The organism is Kitasatospora sp. NPDC059088 (genome assembly GCF_042738155.1).
GTDB lineage: Bacteria > Actinomycetota > Actinomycetes > Streptomycetales > Streptomycetaceae > Kitasatospora.
On sequence record NZ_JBHYGR010000005.1, the window covers coordinates 3,527 to 19,385 of the forward strand.

14 protein-coding genes and 1 riboswitch are annotated in these 15,859 nt (G+C 72.5%); of the genes, 6 read left to right on the forward strand and 8 right to left on the reverse strand.

Annotation, left to right across the window (positions count from 1 at the left end):
• Window positions 1-175: 175 nt before the first annotated feature.
• From ACFWXO_RS03665 to ACFWXO_RS03680, 4 genes are all read right to left on the reverse strand, one after another.
• A complete protein-coding gene (locus tag ACFWXO_RS03665; RefSeq protein ID WP_375891533.1) occupies window positions 176-1,945 on the reverse strand; it encodes an ABC transporter substrate-binding protein in 1,770 nt (589 codons plus the stop codon).
• 65 nt (window positions 1,946-2,010) lie between these two features.
• Window positions 2,011-3,000: an ABC transporter permease gene (locus ACFWXO_RS03670; RefSeq protein ID WP_375891532.1), complete on the reverse strand. Its 990-nt coding sequence runs from the start codon at window positions 2,998-3,000 to the stop codon at window positions 2,011-2,013.
• A 456-nt stretch (window positions 3,001-3,456) separates the two neighbouring features.
• On the reverse strand, window positions 3,457-4,407 hold the full coding sequence (locus ACFWXO_RS03675; protein WP_380521924.1) for an enhanced serine sensitivity protein SseB C-terminal domain-containing protein: 951 nt from the start codon (window positions 4,405-4,407) through the stop codon (window positions 3,457-3,459).
• Window positions 4,408-4,522: 115 nt separating this feature from the next.
• Window positions 4,523-5,320, reverse strand: a complete 798-nt coding sequence (locus ACFWXO_RS03680) for an enhanced serine sensitivity protein SseB C-terminal domain-containing protein (protein ID WP_380521926.1) — start codon at window positions 5,318-5,320, stop codon at window positions 4,523-4,525.
• Window positions 5,321-5,506: 186 nt separating this feature from the next.
• Window positions 5,507-5,611: riboswitch (glycine riboswitch) on the forward strand.
• Window positions 5,612-5,857: 246 nt separating this feature from the next.
• Between ACFWXO_RS03680 and gcvT the strand changes: the two genes are divergently transcribed.
• The 4 genes from gcvT (at window position 5,858) to ACFWXO_RS03700 (ending at window position 10,314) form a co-directional block, all read left to right on the forward strand.
• Window positions 5,858-6,979, forward strand: coding sequence for a glycine cleavage system aminomethyltransferase GcvT (gene gcvT / locus ACFWXO_RS03685; protein WP_375891529.1), 1,122 nt, complete (start codon window positions 5,858-5,860; stop codon window positions 6,977-6,979).
• Window positions 6,980-7,078: 99 nt separating this feature from the next.
• Complete coding sequence (gcvH, locus tag ACFWXO_RS03690; protein ID WP_375891528.1) at window positions 7,079-7,459, forward strand: glycine cleavage system protein GcvH; 381 nt, start codon at window positions 7,079-7,081, stop codon at window positions 7,457-7,459.
• Window positions 7,460-7,542: 83 nt separating this feature from the next.
• Entirely contained in the window at window positions 7,543-8,811 is a 1,269-nt protein-coding gene (gene glyA, locus ACFWXO_RS03695; protein ID WP_375891527.1) for a serine hydroxymethyltransferase, read from the forward strand.
• Window positions 8,812-8,946: 135 nt separating this feature from the next.
• Window positions 8,947-10,314: an L-serine ammonia-lyase gene (locus ACFWXO_RS03700; RefSeq protein ID WP_380521928.1), complete on the forward strand. Its 1,368-nt coding sequence runs from the start codon at window positions 8,947-8,949 to the stop codon at window positions 10,312-10,314.
• A gap of 99 nt (window positions 10,315-10,413) precedes the next feature.
• On the opposite strand, the gene ACFWXO_RS03705 is transcribed toward ACFWXO_RS03700, so the two are convergent.
• The gene (locus ACFWXO_RS03705) at window positions 10,414-12,009 is read right to left on the reverse strand and encodes an MDR family MFS transporter (RefSeq protein ID WP_380521930.1); all 1,596 of its coding nucleotides are present in this window, start codon (window positions 12,007-12,009) and stop codon (window positions 10,414-10,416) included.
• A gap of 25 nt (window positions 12,010-12,034) precedes the next feature.
• Entirely contained in the window at window positions 12,035-12,628 is a 594-nt protein-coding gene (locus ACFWXO_RS03710; RefSeq protein ID WP_375891524.1) for an NADPH-dependent FMN reductase, read from the reverse strand.
• A gap of 143 nt (window positions 12,629-12,771) precedes the next feature.
• Here ACFWXO_RS03710 and ACFWXO_RS03715 point away from each other — a divergent pair, with 143 nt between their 5' ends.
• Window positions 12,772-13,518, forward strand: a complete 747-nt coding sequence (locus ACFWXO_RS03715) for a TetR/AcrR family transcriptional regulator (RefSeq protein WP_380521932.1) — start codon at window positions 12,772-12,774, stop codon at window positions 13,516-13,518.
• Here the strand turns inward: ACFWXO_RS03715 and ACFWXO_RS03720 are convergent.
• Window positions 13,515-13,943, reverse strand: coding sequence for a nuclear transport factor 2 family protein (locus ACFWXO_RS03720; RefSeq protein WP_380521934.1), 429 nt, complete (start codon window positions 13,941-13,943; stop codon window positions 13,515-13,517). The genes ACFWXO_RS03715 and ACFWXO_RS03720 overlap by 4 nt on opposite strands.
• 280 nt (window positions 13,944-14,223) lie before the next feature.
• On the opposite strand from ACFWXO_RS03720, the gene ACFWXO_RS03725 reads away from it, so the two are divergent.
• On the forward strand, window positions 14,224-14,517 hold the full coding sequence (locus ACFWXO_RS03725; RefSeq protein WP_375891520.1) for a hypothetical protein: 294 nt from the start codon (window positions 14,224-14,226) through the stop codon (window positions 14,515-14,517).
• 71 nt (window positions 14,518-14,588) lie between these two features.
• Here ACFWXO_RS03725 and ACFWXO_RS03730 read toward each other — a convergent pair whose 3' ends face one another.
• Window positions 14,589-15,449 (reverse strand): DMT family transporter, encoded by an 861-nt coding sequence (locus ACFWXO_RS03730; RefSeq protein ID WP_380521936.1) that lies wholly within the window; start codon window positions 15,447-15,449, stop codon window positions 14,589-14,591.
• Window positions 15,450-15,859 lie beyond the last annotated feature (410 nt).

Genomic DNA, 15,859 nt, shown 5'->3' on the forward strand with positions numbered 1-15,859 from the left:
GTGTTGTTGGTGTGGGGGTGGGGGGGTGGGTGGTGGGGGGGTTCGCGGGTGGGGGGTGGTGGGGTGGTGGGGGTGGGGTGGGCGGGCGCCGGGCCGCGCGGGGGGGGGGGGTGGTCGCGCGCGGGCGGGGGCGCCGCTGCCTTCACCTGCCTTCAGGGATGCGGAGCCAGGCTCTTTACTTGGTGGTGCCGATGTTCAGGTAGTCGTACTCACCCGAGAAGGCCGGGGTGGACGCCAGGTTGGTGGCGCTGTCCGGGCGGTACAGGAAGACCTTGAAGTCCGTCAGCGGGACGTACACCGCGTTCTCCATGACCTTCTTGTCGATGTCGCCGTAGATCTTCTCGCGGGCGGCCCGGTCCGGGTTGACCGCGGCGTCGTCCAGCATCTTGTTGACGGCCGGGTCGTTCAGCTGGGCCAGGTTGCTGTTGCCGGAGGCCTTGATCGCGCGGCCGTCGACGATCTGCTGCAGGAAGCCGTAGCCGGTCGGCCAGTCGGCGCCCCACTGCATCATCATCAGACCGATGTTGTGGTCCTGGGTGTACTGCGGCGCACCGGCCGAGTCGGTCAGGTACTTGCCCTGCGGGAACTGCTGGATCTCGGCGTTGATGCCGATGTTCTTGAGCTGCGCCTGGATCGCGGTGGCCGCGGCGACCTCGGTCGCGCGCTCGGTGCGGGCGGACAGCACGGTGGTGAAGCCGCCGTCCTTGCCGCAGGCCTTCAGGGCGTCCTTGGCCTTGGCCTGGTCGCCCTTGTTGTCCTTGGTCTCGAACAGGTTGAAGTCCTGGTGGCCCGGGATGTCCGGCGGGAGCACGGTGTTGGCCACCTGGCCGCGGATCGGGCCGCCGAGCGCGGTCTGCACCGCGACCTTGTCGACCGCGAACTGGACGGCCTTGCGGCACTCGATGTTGTCGAACGGCGCGACCTTGGTGTTGATCGCCATGTAGACCAGGCGGCCGCCGTAGGCGTTGTCGGTCTTCGCCTTGAGCTTCGGGTCGCGCAGGATCTGCGCCTGGGTCTGCGGGTCGACGCCGCCGCCGACCAGGTCGACCTGGGCGTTGCCGGCCAGCAGGTCCTTGTCGATGGTGGCCTGGTCGATGTTCATCTTGAGCACGATCTTGTCCGCGAGCTGCTTGCGGATCGGGTCGGTGCTCTTGTCCCAGTTGGTGTTCGGGACCAGGACGGCCTGCTTGCCGTCCTCGTAGGACTGGAACTTGTAGGTGCCCGAGGAGACGACGTGCTTCACGTAGTCGGCACCGGTGTCCTTGGCCTGCGGGACCGGCACCGTCTGCGGGGCGCTGACCAGGTAGTCGAAGTCCGCGAAGGGGTGCTGCAGGTGGAAGACGATCGTGGTGTCGTCCGGCGTCTCGATCGACTTGAGGTCGCCGGTCTTGTCCTTGTACGGACCCTGGTACGGCGTGGGGTTGTCGACCAGCAGGTCGTGGAAGTACGTCGGGCCGTTGGAGTTCACCTCGGGCGCGAAGTTCGAGCGCTCCACGGCGTACTTGACGTCCTTGGAGCTGATCGGGGTGCCGTCGTCGTACTTGAGGCCGGCGCGCAGCTTGTACGTCCAGGTCAGGCCGTCCGCGCTGGGCTGGCCCAGTGACTCGGCGAGGTCCGGGACCAGCTTGTTGCCGTCCGCGCCGGCGGCCGGGTTGAAGGTGGTCAGCGGACGCCCGTACAGGCGCGAGAAGTTGTAGATGTAGGCGTAGTAGGTGTTGCCCGGGTCGAGGGAGTCCGGGGTGCCCTTCATCTCGTAGGTGACCGTCCCGCCCTTCTTGTCCGAGGCGTTGACGATCTGCTTGGTGGCCGCGTCGGCGCCGCCACCGTTGGAGTCGGCCGAGTTGGAGCTTCCGCTGGCGCTCTTCGGGCTGGACGAGCAGCCGGTGACGACCAGGACCGCGGCAGCGGCCACGGCGGTCAACGCGACGGTACGGGACCTACGCATGGGTGGGATCAACCCCTTGAGGATGTGGAGGAGGGAGGGCCTGGCGCCTGCGCATTGACGCAGGGTCAGTTGCTCTTGGGATCGAGGGCGTCACGCAGCCCGTCGCCGAGCAGGTTGAACGCGAGCACGGTGATGAAGATCGCGACACCGGGGACCACCATGTACTGGGGGTCGACCTGGTAGTAGTTCTTCGCGTCCGCCAGCATGCCGCCCCAGGAGGCCTGCGGGGGCTGGATGCCGACGCCGAGGAAGCTCAGCCCGGCCTCGAAGAGGATGTTGGTCGGGATCAGCAGGGTCGAGTAGACCAGGATCGGGCCGACCAGGTTGGGCAGCAGTTCCTTGAACAGGATGAACGGGCCGCGCGCACCGAGGCTGCGGGCCGCGTGGACGAACTCCCGCTCGCGCAGCGAGAGGGTCTGTCCGCGCACGATCCGGCCCATGTAGGGCCAGTTGAAGAAGCCGATCACGAAGATCAGCACCAGGATGTGCAGCGGCAGGCCGTGCAGGCCGAACGCGCCGCCCTGGAGCGAGGCGGAGATCGCGATGGCGAACAGCAGCAGCGGGAACGCCAGGAAGACGTCCATCAGCCGGCTGATCAGGGTGTCCACCCAGCCGCCGTAGTAGCCGGCCATCACTCCGAGCACGGTGCCGATGGTGTTGGAGAGCACGGTCGCGCCGAAGGCGACCAGCAGGGAGACCCAGGAGCCGTCGACCACGCGGGAGAGCAGGTCACGGCCCTGCAACGGGTCGATGCCGAGCAGGTGGTCCCCGCTCATCCCGCCCCAGTCCCCGAGCGGGAGTCCGCCGAGGTTGGCGTCCAGCAGGTCCGGGTTCGGCTGGTCGGGGTCGAGCCCGAACAGGGCTTCGATCGGGCCGGACAGGACGGCCAGGAGGATCAGCAGGATCACCACGACGCCGCCGGCGACGGCGGCCTTGTCCCGCTTGAAGCGGGTCCAGGCGATCCGACCGAGGGAGCGGCCCTCGATCGTCTTGGCCGGGCTCGGGGAGGCGGGCGCCTCGGGTTCGTTCCCGGCGGTAGTGATGGGTGCGGTCATGGTCAGTTGGTCCCCTCGCCGACGGTGGCCGGCCCACGGGTGCCGGGCGCCGGCTTCGGCGGTACGGCTGCGGACGTGCGGAGGTGCTAGGAGCAGGTGGTCGCGGCAGTGCGTCGTGCACGGGCAATGCCTCCACGCGGGATGGGCGTCGCGTGGATCGAGCGGTCGGCGTGCGCGTTCACCTTCGTGGGGTTTCCAGTACGCGCGATGCGTTGCGCAGAACTCTCTGTCATCCGAACTGGCTTGCGCCAGCCCTGACAACCGACAGATGCCCAACTGTGATCTGCCTGCATGCACGCCTCCGATCTTCGGCATATACCTCTTCACATGGGTGTAACTGCCATGTCAAGCTGCCTCTGCGGAGAGTGGGGAAATTCGTCCGGAAAGCACCGAAGCCGACCTGATGGTGAATCAAGTCGGCTTCGGGTGACAGATTGTGGTTATCGGGTTTGGTGATCAGCGCCCGGGGTAGCCGGGCCACTGCGGCTGGGCCGGCTGCCCCCAGCCCGGCGCGGGCGGCTGGGTGCCGTACGCGTAGCCCGGCATCGACTGCCCGGGTACCGGCCGGCCGGGCATCGACTGGCCCGGGTACGGCTGCGGCACCGGCGGGTACGGGCCGGTCTGCGGACGCCCGGCCTCCCGGTCGAAGAACGGCCGCGCGTTGGCGCGCATCCACAGCGCCACCGGGTCGAACTCGTCCGCCATCGCCACCGTGGACACCGCGAGCCCCTCCGGGGCCACCGCGATCGCGCGCTGCATCAGCGCCCGCACCGCCTCCACGGCCGGCGGCGAACTCTCGTACAGGTCCAGGCCGATCGCCAGGTACGGCTCCCCCACCGCCGGCTGCACCCTGGCCCGGCGCAGCGCCCGCACCGCGCGCACCTCACCGGCCTGCCGCTCCAGCAGCGCGAAGAACTGCTGCGCGTCGACCTGCGGCTCGCTCAGCTTCAACGGACCGGCCGGCAGCCGGTCCAGGCCCGCGGCGACCCGCCGCAGGTCCGCCCAGGGCACGCCGACCCCGCCGCCCGGCGCGTGCGGGTTCAGCCACAGGCCCCAGCGGGTGCGGTACAGCGAGGCGGCGATCTCCCGCCCCGAGATGACCTCGTGGGCCCGCGCCCAGCCGGAGGCCGTCAGCTGCTCGGGCGAGGTGACGGCCGGCGCGTAGCCGTGGCCGCTGATCTCCATGTTCCCGTACTGCGCGTCCGGGCTGCCCGGCGTGCCGTGCCAGAGCAGCATCCAGACCTGGCCGTCGGCCAGCGCGTGCAGCAGCCGCTCGTACGCGTCGAAGCGCTCCGGCGCGACCTCGCGCAGAGCCTGCTCCAACCCGCCCGGGTCCGCGCCCGGGCGCCCGGCCGGTGCCTGGCCCCAGGGCCCCGGCGCCCCGCCCGCTCCCGTTCCCGCACTCATGCGCCCACCTCGCCGCGCCTCTTTCCTGAACCCGCCGGCCCGTCAGCCGCCTGCACGCACCCTATGGCGCGGCACCGGCCGCCGCCACGGCGACGTGCCTGTGAAGGATCCCCGCTCACACCCGCGAGTAGAAGGGCATGACCCGGGTCGACAGCCACTCGACCACCGGGTCGTCGGCGAGGTCGAGCAGCACGAGGTGGACGCCTCCCGGCAGCGGTGCGGTTCCCAGGGCTCGGCCGAGCGCCTCGTTCACCGCCCCCGGGTCGGCCGGGGCCGCCGGATCGAGCTGCACGCCCACGAACATCACGGTCGGCTCGCCCTCGATGCTGGCCAGCGCCCGGCGCGCGGTCAACACCCCCGGCAGGGCCGACAGTTCGGCCCGGCAGGCGGCCAGGAAGTGCTCCGGGTCCTCGCCCGGCACCGGCTCGCGCAGGGCCACCCGGCCGCCGGTCGGCCCCTCCGGCTGCTGCTCCCAGCGGTCCTCCCGGGGGCCGCGGCGCAGCTCCGCCACGCCCTGCGGGGGCACCGGGATGCCCACCGCCGCCTCCGGGTTGACCGCGATGCCCACGCCCAGCGGCAGCCCGCGGGCGAACTCCCAGGCCGGCGCGACGGCGAAGGCCATCCCCGGCGCCTGCTGCAGGAACACCTCCTGCGAGGAGAACACCGGTACGTACGGGGCCCCGGCCAGCTCGACGGTCGGCAGGTCCAGCGACTGCCCGGCCGGGTCGCCCCCGGCCGGCAGCGGGATCCACACCTGGCTGCGGGCCAGCACCTCGATCACCCGCGGGGTCGCCCCCGGGTCGCCCAGCGCGGCCGTCAGCACCTGCTCCAGCTCGTTCGCGGGCCACGCGCCGCCCGACGGCGCCGCCTGCGGCCCGCCCCACCCCTGCTGCTGCTCCACCGGGTACTCCATGCGCCGCCGATCCGGCCCAGGGCCGGGTCGGCCGCCCACTGCTGCGCCGACGCGATGATTTTAGGGCCCGGGTCCGCCCGACCGCGGTGTGACCGGGTCCCCTCTCCCCTCCTCCGCGAGGACGTGCCATGATGTGCGCGTCCGACGGCATGCGCCGCGGGCCCCCACAACTCCACACCGGCCGCTCGAACCCGCGCGGGAGAGCCCGGAATGCCCCTCGGGGGGCACAGCCGGCGCCGAAGGAGCAAGTCCTCCCCGGAATCTCTCAGGCCCCCCTACCGCGCGGGTTAGGCACATCTGGAAAGCGGCGCACGACCCGGTCGCGCGCCCACCCACGGTGCAAGCCGCCGTCCTGTCCCCGATGCTGGAACCAGCCGACGCTGGTGCCGGCTGCGGGCAGGTGGGCGGTGAAGCTCTCAGGTTCGACGACAGATGGGGAGACCCACGCCGCCGCATGCCCGCGCGCGGGGTCGGTCCCCGAGCGGGTCCGGTCCGGCGCGCGCACCCCTGAGTGCCCCGACCGAGGAGTTCCTGGCCATGTCGTCCCTCCGCCTGACCGCGCTCGACGCGCTGCACCGCGCCCTCGGCGCGACCATGACCGACTTCGCCGGCTGGGACATGCCGCTGCGTTACGGCAGTGAGCGCGAGGAGCACCTCGCGGTCCGCACCAAGGCCGGTCTGTTCGACCTCTCGCACATGGGCGAGATCACCGTCACCGGCCCGCAGGCCGGCGAGATGCTGGACCACGCGCTGGTCGGCTTCGTCTCCGCGCTCGGCGAGCTGCGCGCCCGCTACACCATGATCTGCGCCGAGGACGGCGGCATCCTGGACGACCTGATCGTCTACCGGCTGCGCGAGGACGCCTTCCTGGTCGTCGCCAACGCCTCCAACGCCCAGCTGGTGCTGGACGAGCTGATCGCCCGGGCCAAGGGCTTCGACGCCGTCGTCACCGACGACCGCGACACCTACGCGCTGATCGCCGTCCAGGGCCCGGAGGCCACCGCGATCCTGGCCGAGACCACCGACGCCGACCTGCCCGGCCTCAAGTACTACGCGATCCTCCCGGCCACCGTGGCCGGCCGGGAGGTGCTGCTGGCCCGCACCGGCTACACCGGCGAGGACGGCTTCGAGATCTTCTGCGCCCCGGCCGACGCCGAGCCGGTCTGGCGGGCGCTGACCGCCGCCGGCGAGGGCCGCGGCCTGGTCCCGTGCGGCCTGTCCTGCCGCGACACGCTGCGCCTGGAGGCGGGCATGCCGCTGTACGGGCACGAGCTGTCCACCGACCTGACCCCGTTCGACGCCGGCCTGGGCCGGGTCGTGCGCTTCGACAAGACCACCAACGAGGGCGCGTTCGTCGGCCGCAGGGCGCTGGAGCAGGCCGCCGCCGCGGCCGAGACCAACCCCCCGAAGGTGCTGGTCGGCCTGGTGTCCGAGGGCAAGCGGGTCCCGCGCGCGGAGTACACGGTGGTCTCCACCGAGGGCGCCCCGATCGGCCGGATCACCTCGGGCGCGCCGTCCCCCACGCTGGGCAAGCCGATCGCGATGGCCTACGTGGACGCGGCCCACGCCGCCCCCGGCTCCACCGTCGCGGTGGACGTCCGCGGCAAGCACGAGCCGGTCCAGGTCGTGGCGCTGCCGTTCTACAAGCGCGCCCGCTGAGGCCGTCGCCGCCCCTCGTTTTCCCATCGGCGCACGTCGGAGCCGTCCGTGCGGCGGCCCGCTGCGTCGTACCCGCTTCCCATCCTGGAGAATGACGCCATGAGCAACCCCCAGCACCTGCAGTACACCAAGGAGCACGAGTGGCTGACCGCCGCCGAGGACGGTGTCTCGACGGTCGGCATCACCAAGCACGCCGCCGACGCGCTCGGTGACATCGTCTACGTGCAGCTCCCCGAGGTCGGCGACACGGTGACCGCCGGCGAGACCTGTGGCGAGCTGGAGTCGACCAAGTCGGTCAGCGACCTGTACTCCCCGGTGACCGGCGAGGTCACCGAGGTCAACCAGGACGTCCTGGACGACAACAGCCTGGTCAACAGCGCCCCGTTCGAGGGCGGCTGGCTGTTCAAGGTCCGCGTGGAGGCCACCGACACGCTGCTCAGCGCCGCCGAGTACGACGCGCTCACCCACGCCGAGGGCTGAGCCCCGCCGGGACGGGCCGCAGCACGGCGGTCCGTCCCGCTCTCCCACCGTCCCTCCGCTCTCCTCCCCGGGAAGACCACACCATGACGGTTCTCAACCAGTCCCTGCACGCCCTCGACCCGGAGATCGCCGCCGCGGTCGACGCCGAGCTGCACCGCCAGCAGACCACGCTGGAGATGATCGCCTCCGAGAACTTCGCCCCGGTGGCGGTCATGGAGGCCCAGGGTTCGGTGCTCACCAACAAGTACGCCGAGGGTTACCCCGGCCGCCGGTACTACGGCGGTTGCGAGCACGTCGACGTGGTCGAGCAGATCGCGATCGACCGGGTGAAGGCCCTGTTCGGCGCCGAGCACGCCAACGTCCAGCCGCACTCGGGCGCGCAGGCCAACGCCGCCGCGATGTTCGCGCTGATCCAGCCGGGCGACACCATCCTGGGCCTGAGCCTGGCCCACGGCGGTCACCTGACCCACGGCATGAAGATCAACTTCTCCGGCAAGCTCTACAACGTGGCCGCCTACCACGTCGACGAGAAGACCGGCCAGGTCGACATGGCCGAGGTCGAGCGCCTGGCCAAGGAGCACCAGCCGAAGCTGATCATCGCCGGCTGGTCCGCCTACCCGCGCCAGCTGGACTTCGCCGCGTTCCGCCGGGTCGCCGACGAGGTCGGCGCGCTGCTCATGGTGGACATGGCGCACTTCGCCGGCCTGGTGGCCGCGGGCCTGCACCCGAACCCGGTGCCGTACGCGGACGTGGTCACCACCACGACCCACAAGACCCTGGGCGGCCCGCGCGGCGGCGTCATCCTGTCCAAGGCCGAGTGGGCCAAGAAGATCAACTCGGCGGTCTTCCCGGGCCAGCAGGGCGGTCCGCTGGAGCACGTGATCGCGGGCAAGGCCGTCGCCTTCAAGGTCGCCGCCTCGGAGGACTTCAAGGAGCGCCAGGAGCGCACCCTGGAGGGCGCCAAGATCCTCGCCGAGCGCCTGCTCCAGGCCGACGTCGCCGAGGCCGGCGCCTCGGTGCTGTCCGGCGGCACCGACGTCCACCTGGTCCTGGTCGACCTGCGCAACAGCCAGCTCGACGGCCAGCAGGCCGAGGACCGGCTGCACGAGGTCGGCATCACGGTGAACCGCAACGCCGTCCCGAACGACCCGCGCCCGCCGATGGTCACCTCGGGCCTGCGGATCGGCACCCCGGCCCTGGCCACCCGCGGCTTCCGGGCCGAGGACTTCCGCGAGGTCGCCGACGTCATCGCCGAGGCGCTCAAGCCCGCCTTCGACGAGACCGTCGCCGCCGCGCTCAAGGCCCGGGTCACCGCCCTGGCCGAGAAGTACCCGCTCTACCCGAACCTCTAGTTCGGCCGCGGGTGACCGGCCTCACTCCGGCCGGACACCTGTCACTCCGGGGCACCGCGCACACTGGAAGTGCGCGCGGTGCCCCGTTCCGTGCACCGCCCAGTCCCTCCACGAGACCAGACAAGGACGTCCCCCGTGGCCCTCAGTGTCTTCGACCTCTTCTCCATCGGCATCGGCCCGTCGAGCTCCCACACCGTCGGCCCGATGCGCGCCGCCCGGATGTTCGCCCGCCGCCTGCGCTCCGAAGGCCTGCTGGAGCAGGTGACCGCCGTACGCTCCGAGCTGTACGGCTCGCTGGGCGCCACCGGCCACGGCCACGGCACCCTGAAGGCCGTCCTGCTGGGCCTGGAGAACAACTCGCCCCGCACCGTCGACGTCGACCAGGCGGACAAGGACGTCGAGCGGATCGCCGCCGAGAAGCGGATCAACCTGCTCGGCGAGCGCCCCATCGACTTCGACCCCGACAGCCAGGTGATCCTGCACCGGCGCCGCTCGCTGCCGTACCACGCCAACGGGATGACCCTGTGGGCGTTCGCGGCGGACGGCTCGACGCTGCTGGAGAAGACCTACTACTCGGTCGGCGGCGGCTTCGTCGTGGACGAGGACGCGCTCGGCGCGGACCGGGTCAAGCCCGACGACACCGCCCTCAAGTACCCCTTCCGCACCGGTGACGAACTGCTCCGGCTCAGCCGGGAGACCGGGCTGTCGATCTCCGGCCTGATGCTGGAGAACGAGAAGGCCTGGCGCAGCGAGGAGGAGATCCGCACCGGGCTGCTGGAGATCTGGTCCGTGATGCAGGAGTGCGTGCGGGCCGGCATGAGCCGCGAGGGCATCCTGCCGGGCGGGCTGAAGGTCCGCCGCCGGGCCGCCTCGGGCGCCCGGGCGCTGCGCGCCGAGGGCATCGGTCCGGCCAACGCGATGGAGTGGGTGACCCTCTACGCGATGGCGGTCAACGAGGAGAACGCCTCCGGCCGTCGGGTGGTCACCGCCCCGACCAACGGCGCGGCGGGCATCATCCCGGCCGTCCTGCACTACTACCTGAACTTCATCCCGGGCGCGGACGAGGACGGCATCGTCCGCTTCCTGCTCGCGGCCGGCGCCATCGGCATGCTCTTCAAAGAGAACGCCTCCATCTCCGGCGCCGAGGTCGGCTGCCAGGGCGAGGTCGGCTCCGCCTGCTCGATGGCCGCGGGCGGCCTCGCCGAGGTCCTCGGCGGTAGCCCCGAGCAGGTCGAGAACGCCGCCGAGATCGGCATCGAGCACAACCTCGGCCTCACCTGCGACCCGGTCGGCGGCCTGGTCCAGATCCCCTGCATCGAGCGCAACGGCATGGCCTCGGTCAAGGCCGTCACCGCGGCCCGGATGGCGCTGCGCGGCGACGGGCGCCACCACGTCTCGCTGGACAAGGCGATCAAGACGATGAAGGAGACCGGGGCGGACATGAAGATCAAGTACAAGGAGACCTCGCGCGGCGGCCTCGCCGTGAACGTCATCGAGTGCTGATCGCGGCCCGCTGACGAGCGGCCCCCGGGCGGAACCCCGTACCGCCCGCGGGCCGCTCGCGCTTTCTCGGGCCCCTACCGCCCCCGGCGGGCGGCAGGGCTACGGCGTGGCCGCCCGCACCGCCGGGCTCGGGCTCGGCTCGGGGCTCGACGACGGGGCCGGGTTCGGGCTCGGGCGCGACGCCGGGCCGGCGGCCGGGTTCGGGTTCGGGTTCGGCCGGGCCAGGAGGGCGACCGCCGTCGCCACCGCCGCCAGGCCGAGGCCGCCGGCCACCGCGCCGTGCAGCCCGCTGGTGACCGCCGTGCCGACGGCGTCCCGGACGGCCGGGGGCAGGCCCGCCAGCGTGGCCGGGGTGAGCCCTCCGCCGCCGGTCAGGTGGGCGGCGTCGGCCGGGCTCAGCCGCGCCTCCAGGCCAGCGGTCAGCCGCGCCGTGTAGACCGCGCCGAGGGCGGCCATGCCGAGCGAGCCGCCGAAGCTGCGCAGCAGGGTCACCACGCCCATCGCCGCCCCCATGTCCTGGCGCGGCACCGCGCCCATCGAGGTCAGCATGGTGCTCTGCATCAGCAGCCCGATGCCGATCCCGGCGACCGCCGTGAGCCCGGAGGCCACCGCCACCGGCGTGTCCGTCCCCAGGAACAGCAGCAGCACGGACCCGGCCAGGGTCAGCGCCCCGCCCAGCACCGGGTAGCGCCGTTCGCCGCCGGGCCGGCCCATCAGCCGGGCGGTGACCAGCTGGGTGCCCATCATGCCGAGCATCAGCGGCAGCAGGAGCAGCCCGCCGGTGGTCGGTGTCGCGCCCTGGACGAACTGCAGGTACTGCGGCAGGTAGCCGATCAGGGCGAGCATCACCGCACCGGCCAGGAAGCCCAGCACCTGGGCCACCGAGAAGTTGCGGCTGCGGAACAGCGCGGGCGGGATCAGCGGCCCCGGGGCGCGCAGTTCGACCGGCACGAAGGCGGCCAGTGCGACCACCGCGACCACGCCGGTGCCGAGGATCAGCGGCGAGGTCCAGGCGTACGTCGTCCCGCCCCAGCTGCTGACCAGGGTGAGTCCGAGGATGCCGGTGGTCAGCAGGGCGACCCCGGCCCAGTCGAAGGGGACGCGGACCCGTTCGGCCTTCGGCAGCCGGACCGCGAGGGCGACCGCGGCCAGGGCGAACAGGCCGACCGGCAGGTTGACGTAGAAGGCCCAGCGCCAGCTGAGCCGGTCGGTGAGGAAGCCGCCGAGCAGCGGCCCGCCGACGAAGGCGATCGGCATCAGCACCCCGATCACCGACTGCACCCGGCCCCGGTCGGTGGCGGGCACCAGCACCCCGATCACCGAGAGCGCGCCGACCATCAGCCCGCCCGCGCCGACCCCCTGGAGCGCCCGGAAGGCGATCAACTCGCCCATGTCCTGGGCGAGTCCGGACAGTGCCGAGCCGAGCAGGAAGACCGCCACCGCCCACTGGTAGGCGCCCTTGCGCCCGTACAGGTCGCCGAGCCGGCCCCACAGCGGGGTGGCGGCGGCGGAGGTGAGCAGGTAGGCGGTGACCGCCCAGGAGAGGTGCTCCAGTCCGCCGAGGTCGCCCACGATGGTGGGCAGCGCGGTGCCGATGATCTGCCCGTCGAGGGCCGAGAGGAAGATGCCGAGCATCAGCCCGAGCACGCCGAGCAGCGGCGGCTTGGGGCGGTCGTCGGTCGGTTCCGTGGTCATGGCGGTTCCCCCTGTCCCGTCCGGTTCAGGCGGTGAACGGCCGGGCCTGCCGGGCATCCCGCAACGCCTGCGCCCACCAGTCCAGTTGGTCGAGCAGGGTCTTGGCGGCGGCATCGGCGGCCGGGTCCTTCGGCTTCCCGTCGGCGTCGAAGGCCTGGGCGGCGCCGTGGAAGCTGACCGTGTTGCGGATCGTGACGGAGTTCAACTCGGCCATCACCACGCGCAGTTGCTCGACCGCCCGGAGGCCGCCGGAGAGTCCGCCGTACGAGACGAAGCCGATCGGCTTGCCGTGCCACTGCTGGTTGTGCCAGTCGATGGCGTTCTTCAACGGCGCGGGGAAGCTGTGGTTGTACTCCGGCGTGACGAACACGAAGGCGTCGGCGGCCGCCAGCCGGGGCGACACCGCGGCGAGCAGCTCACGTTCCTGCTCCGGCAGTTCCGCACCCCAGGACGGCATCACGGTGGGCAGCGGAGTGGCCGCCAGGTCGATCAGGTCGGCGGTCATGCCGCCGCGGGCGTCGAGGTGGCCGAGCAGCCAGTCGGCGACGACCGGGCCGAAGCGGCCGTCGCGGGTGCTGCCGAGCACGACCGCGACCTTGAGGTTCTGCTCCGTGGACATGGGGGTCCCCCTCCAAGATGATGTGTACGCCGTATCGGCGATGGATACAACGTACACACTGATGCGTACGGCGTCTACTAGACGGATACGGTGTACACGCGAGTGATACGGTGGCCCCTCCCACCGGAAGGAGCCCGCCCCCCATGCCCGCTCAGCAGGCCCCCAGCGGGGACGACGACCAGGACAAGCCGCAGCTCTCCCTCTGGGAGCGGCTCGACCGCCCGGCCGCCGCACCGCGCACCACCCTGACCCCGCACCGGATCGCCGAGGCCGCGGTCGCCATCGCCGACGCCGAGGGCCTGGACGCCGTCACCATGCGCCGGCTCGCCACCGCGCTCGGCGTGGCCCCGATGGCCGCCTACCGGTACGTCTCCGGCAAGGACGAACTCATCGAGCTGATGGCCGACTTCGTCTACGGCCAACTCCCCCTGGACGCCCCCGCCGACGGCTGGCGCGCGGCCATGCGCTCACTCGCCGTCCACCTGCGCGCGATGAACCTGGCCCACCCCTGGATGGTCCGGGCGGCCACCCCGTTCTCCCTCACCCCCCACCAGCTCGCCGTCCCCGAGCGGTCCTTCGCCGCCCTCGCCGAGCACGGCCTGGACGCCGACACCACCATGGCGATCTTCCGCACGGTGGCCGGCTACGTCCACGGCTCGGTCGCCTCCGAGGTCGCCCTGGCCGCCCTGCGCCGCGACCACAACTGGTCCGACGGCGACGAGACCCGCGCCGGCCTGGCCCCCCGGATGACCTACCTGATGGGCACCGGCCGCTACCCCGCCTACCAGCAGTACCTCCAGCGGGCCACCCGCAAGGACGACCCCGCCTGGCACTTCGAGACCGGCCTCGACTGCGTCCTCGACGGCATCGCCACCCACTTCGCCATCTAGCTCCCGGCTTCCAACCGGGCGGCGACCGCACCGAGGCGCCCCATCGCGTGGGCGACGCCGAGGCCGTCCATGTAGTCCCGGACGTGCACCAGCAGCCCGCCCCGGGCGCGCAGCACCAGCAGCCCCGGCAGGGCGAACTCCGCGCCGGTGGAGGCGACCGTGCCGATCACCAGCTGCTCCACGGTGAGCACCTCGGGGTCCGCCCCCGGGTGGACGGCCACCTCCCGGACCTCCCGCGGCCGGGCCTCGCTCGCACCCCACGCGGCCCGGTACCCGGCCCGGACCTCCTCCCGCCCCCGGTAGCGCGCGGGCATCCCCGGGAACAGGAACGGGAACTCGTGCACCCCGTCCTCGGCGTACAGCCCGGCCAGCGCGTCCGCATCCAGGTCGAGCATCGCCCGCCGGTACCGGGCCAGCAGCTCCATTGGACCGGCCGTGGTGGAATCCGACATCGCCGCAAGCCCCTTCCTCAACGGGCGGGGCGCCAGGATCCTTGCACGGCAGTCCACTTGGCCCCCGCCGGATCACCCGATCCCGTCACCCTACCCACCCCCGCTGCACCGGAAGTCGGCCGGGCCGACTTCCGGTGCCGGCCTACGCAGGCGAGTCACTCGGGCGACGCGCGGGGATTGCGGGTGCTCCGGCGGGTGGGGAGTTTGGGCCTGGGGCGTCCCGGCCCCGATCACCCACTCCCCAGGAGTCATCGTGCGACGTCTCGCGACCGTGTTCGGCGCCCTCGCCACCGCAGGGGTCATGGCCCTCACCCTGCCCAACACCGCCTTCGCCGCCCGCGGCGAGCTCGTCTTCGCCCCCGGCGAGGTCATCAAGAACCCGAGCGGCTGCTACAACGCGCCGATCGTTCCGCTGATCCTGGAGAACAGGACCGACGGGCCCGCCCGCGTGTACGACGGCGCGAACTGCACCGGAAGGGTCATCGCGGTCGTTCCTCCCGGGGGCCACACGACGCAGGAGTTCGGTGCCAGCGTGCGCATCGACTGACGGCGGGCCCGGCCCGGTTTCACCCGCTGCACCGGGAGTCGGCCGGGCCGACTTCCCGTGCAGATGTGCGTCTAGCGCCGTTCGGGGAGGGCGAGGAAGGCGAGGCCGGCAGCGAGGACGGCGAGGCCGCACCAGGATGCTGCCTGGAGGCGCTCGCCCAGGGCTGCGACGCCGAGGACGGCGGCGACGGCGGGTTCGGCGAGGGTCAGGGTGGTGGCGGTCTGGGCCGGGGTGTGCCGCAGGCCGTGGCCGTAGAGCCGGTACGCCAGGAAGGTGGTGACCACTCCGAGGTGCAGCACGACGCCCGCGCCGCGCGCCGAGGCCAGCCAGTGGAGGTCGCCGAGCAGCAGCACCGGGAGCACCAGCACCGCCGCCCCGCCGAACATCGCCCCCATCACCCCGGCGGCCGGCCGACTGCCCCCGATCAGCCGCCCGGCGATCAGCGAGTACACCGCGAACGAGAGTCCGGAGAGCGTCGCCAGCAGCACCCCGAGGAGGTCCACCGCCCGCCCGCCACCGGCGAGTTCGGGCCCTAGCACGAGCACCGCGCAGCCGAGCACGGCCAGCGCCGTGGCCCCGGCCCAGCGCCCGCCGGGCCGCCCCTGCCGGGTGAGCCATGCCAGCAGTCCGGTGAAGACCGGCGCGCTGCCGAGCGCGATCACCGTCGCCACCGCGACCCCGGCGCGGGGTACGGCCGGGTAGAAGGTCAGCGGGTACCCCGCCACGGCGACGGCCCCGGCCGCCAGCAGCCACCGTTCCCGCGTCCGGCAGCGGCGGGGCAGCGACCAGGCGGTGCGGTCGGTGAGGAACAGCAGCAGCCCGCCGAGCACCAGCGCGGCCGCGCCGATGCCGGTGGCCGGGGCGCCGCCCGGCGCCAGCGAACTGGCCGTCCCGGTGGTGCCCCACAGCAGTGCGGTGACGAGGATCGGCACCGGCCCGTCGATCGGGCGGGTACGGCGGGGGATGGGGGTCAGGCGGGCGCGCGCGGGCGCAGGCGTAGGCGTAGGCGTAGGCGTGGAGAAACGATTCGGCACAGTCGTGAACTTCCGTCGTCGAAGACCGTCAGAGGAAAGGTTTCGAGAACGGGCGCGCGCCGCTGAGCCCCTGGGCGGGGCTGCGGGGATCAAGCCACCGGAGCGGGCGCCCGATCAGGCGCGGAGGGGTGGCAGCGCGACGCGCCAGTACGGGTTCACGCCCCCGATGCTAGCGGGGCCGAAACGGTGCCGCACGGGAAGTCGGCCGGTCCGACTTCCCGTGCGGCCGCGGTGAGCGGGAAGATGTGCTGGGAAGTCCACTCCAGCTGCCAGCCCGACTTACAAGTCCACACCCCGAGCGTCTTTAA

Excerpts from the sequence above, each read along its gene's own strand:
- ACFWXO_RS03665 (WP_375891533.1), bottom strand. The coding sequence starts at position 1,945 with ATGCGTAGGTCCCGTACCGTCGCGTTGACCGCCGTGGCCGCTGCCGCG.
- ACFWXO_RS03670 (WP_375891532.1), bottom strand. The coding sequence starts at position 3,000 with ATGACCGCACCCATCACTACCGCCGGGAACGAACCCGAGGCGCCCGCC.
- ACFWXO_RS03675 (WP_380521924.1), bottom strand. The coding sequence starts at position 4,407 with ATGAGTGCGGGAACGGGAGCGGGCGGGGCGCCGGGGCCCTGGGGCCAG.
- ACFWXO_RS03680 (WP_380521926.1), bottom strand. The coding sequence starts at position 5,320 with ATGGAGTACCCGGTGGAGCAGCAGCAGGGGTGGGGCGGGCCGCAGGCG.
- gcvT (WP_375891529.1), top strand. The coding sequence starts at position 5,858 with ATGTCGTCCCTCCGCCTGACCGCGCTCGACGCGCTGCACCGCGCCCTC.
- gcvH (WP_375891528.1), top strand. The coding sequence starts at position 7,079 with ATGAGCAACCCCCAGCACCTGCAGTACACCAAGGAGCACGAGTGGCTG.
- glyA (WP_375891527.1), top strand. The coding sequence starts at position 7,543 with ATGACGGTTCTCAACCAGTCCCTGCACGCCCTCGACCCGGAGATCGCC.
- ACFWXO_RS03705 (WP_380521930.1), bottom strand. The coding sequence starts at position 12,009 with ATGACCACGGAACCGACCGACGACCGCCCCAAGCCGCCGCTGCTCGGC.
- ACFWXO_RS03710 (WP_375891524.1), bottom strand. The coding sequence starts at position 12,628 with ATGTCCACGGAGCAGAACCTCAAGGTCGCGGTCGTGCTCGGCAGCACC.
- ACFWXO_RS03715 (WP_380521932.1), top strand. The coding sequence starts at position 12,772 with ATGCCCGCTCAGCAGGCCCCCAGCGGGGACGACGACCAGGACAAGCCG.
- ACFWXO_RS03720 (WP_380521934.1), bottom strand. The coding sequence starts at position 13,943 with ATGGAGCTGCTGGCCCGGTACCGGCGGGCGATGCTCGACCTGGATGCG.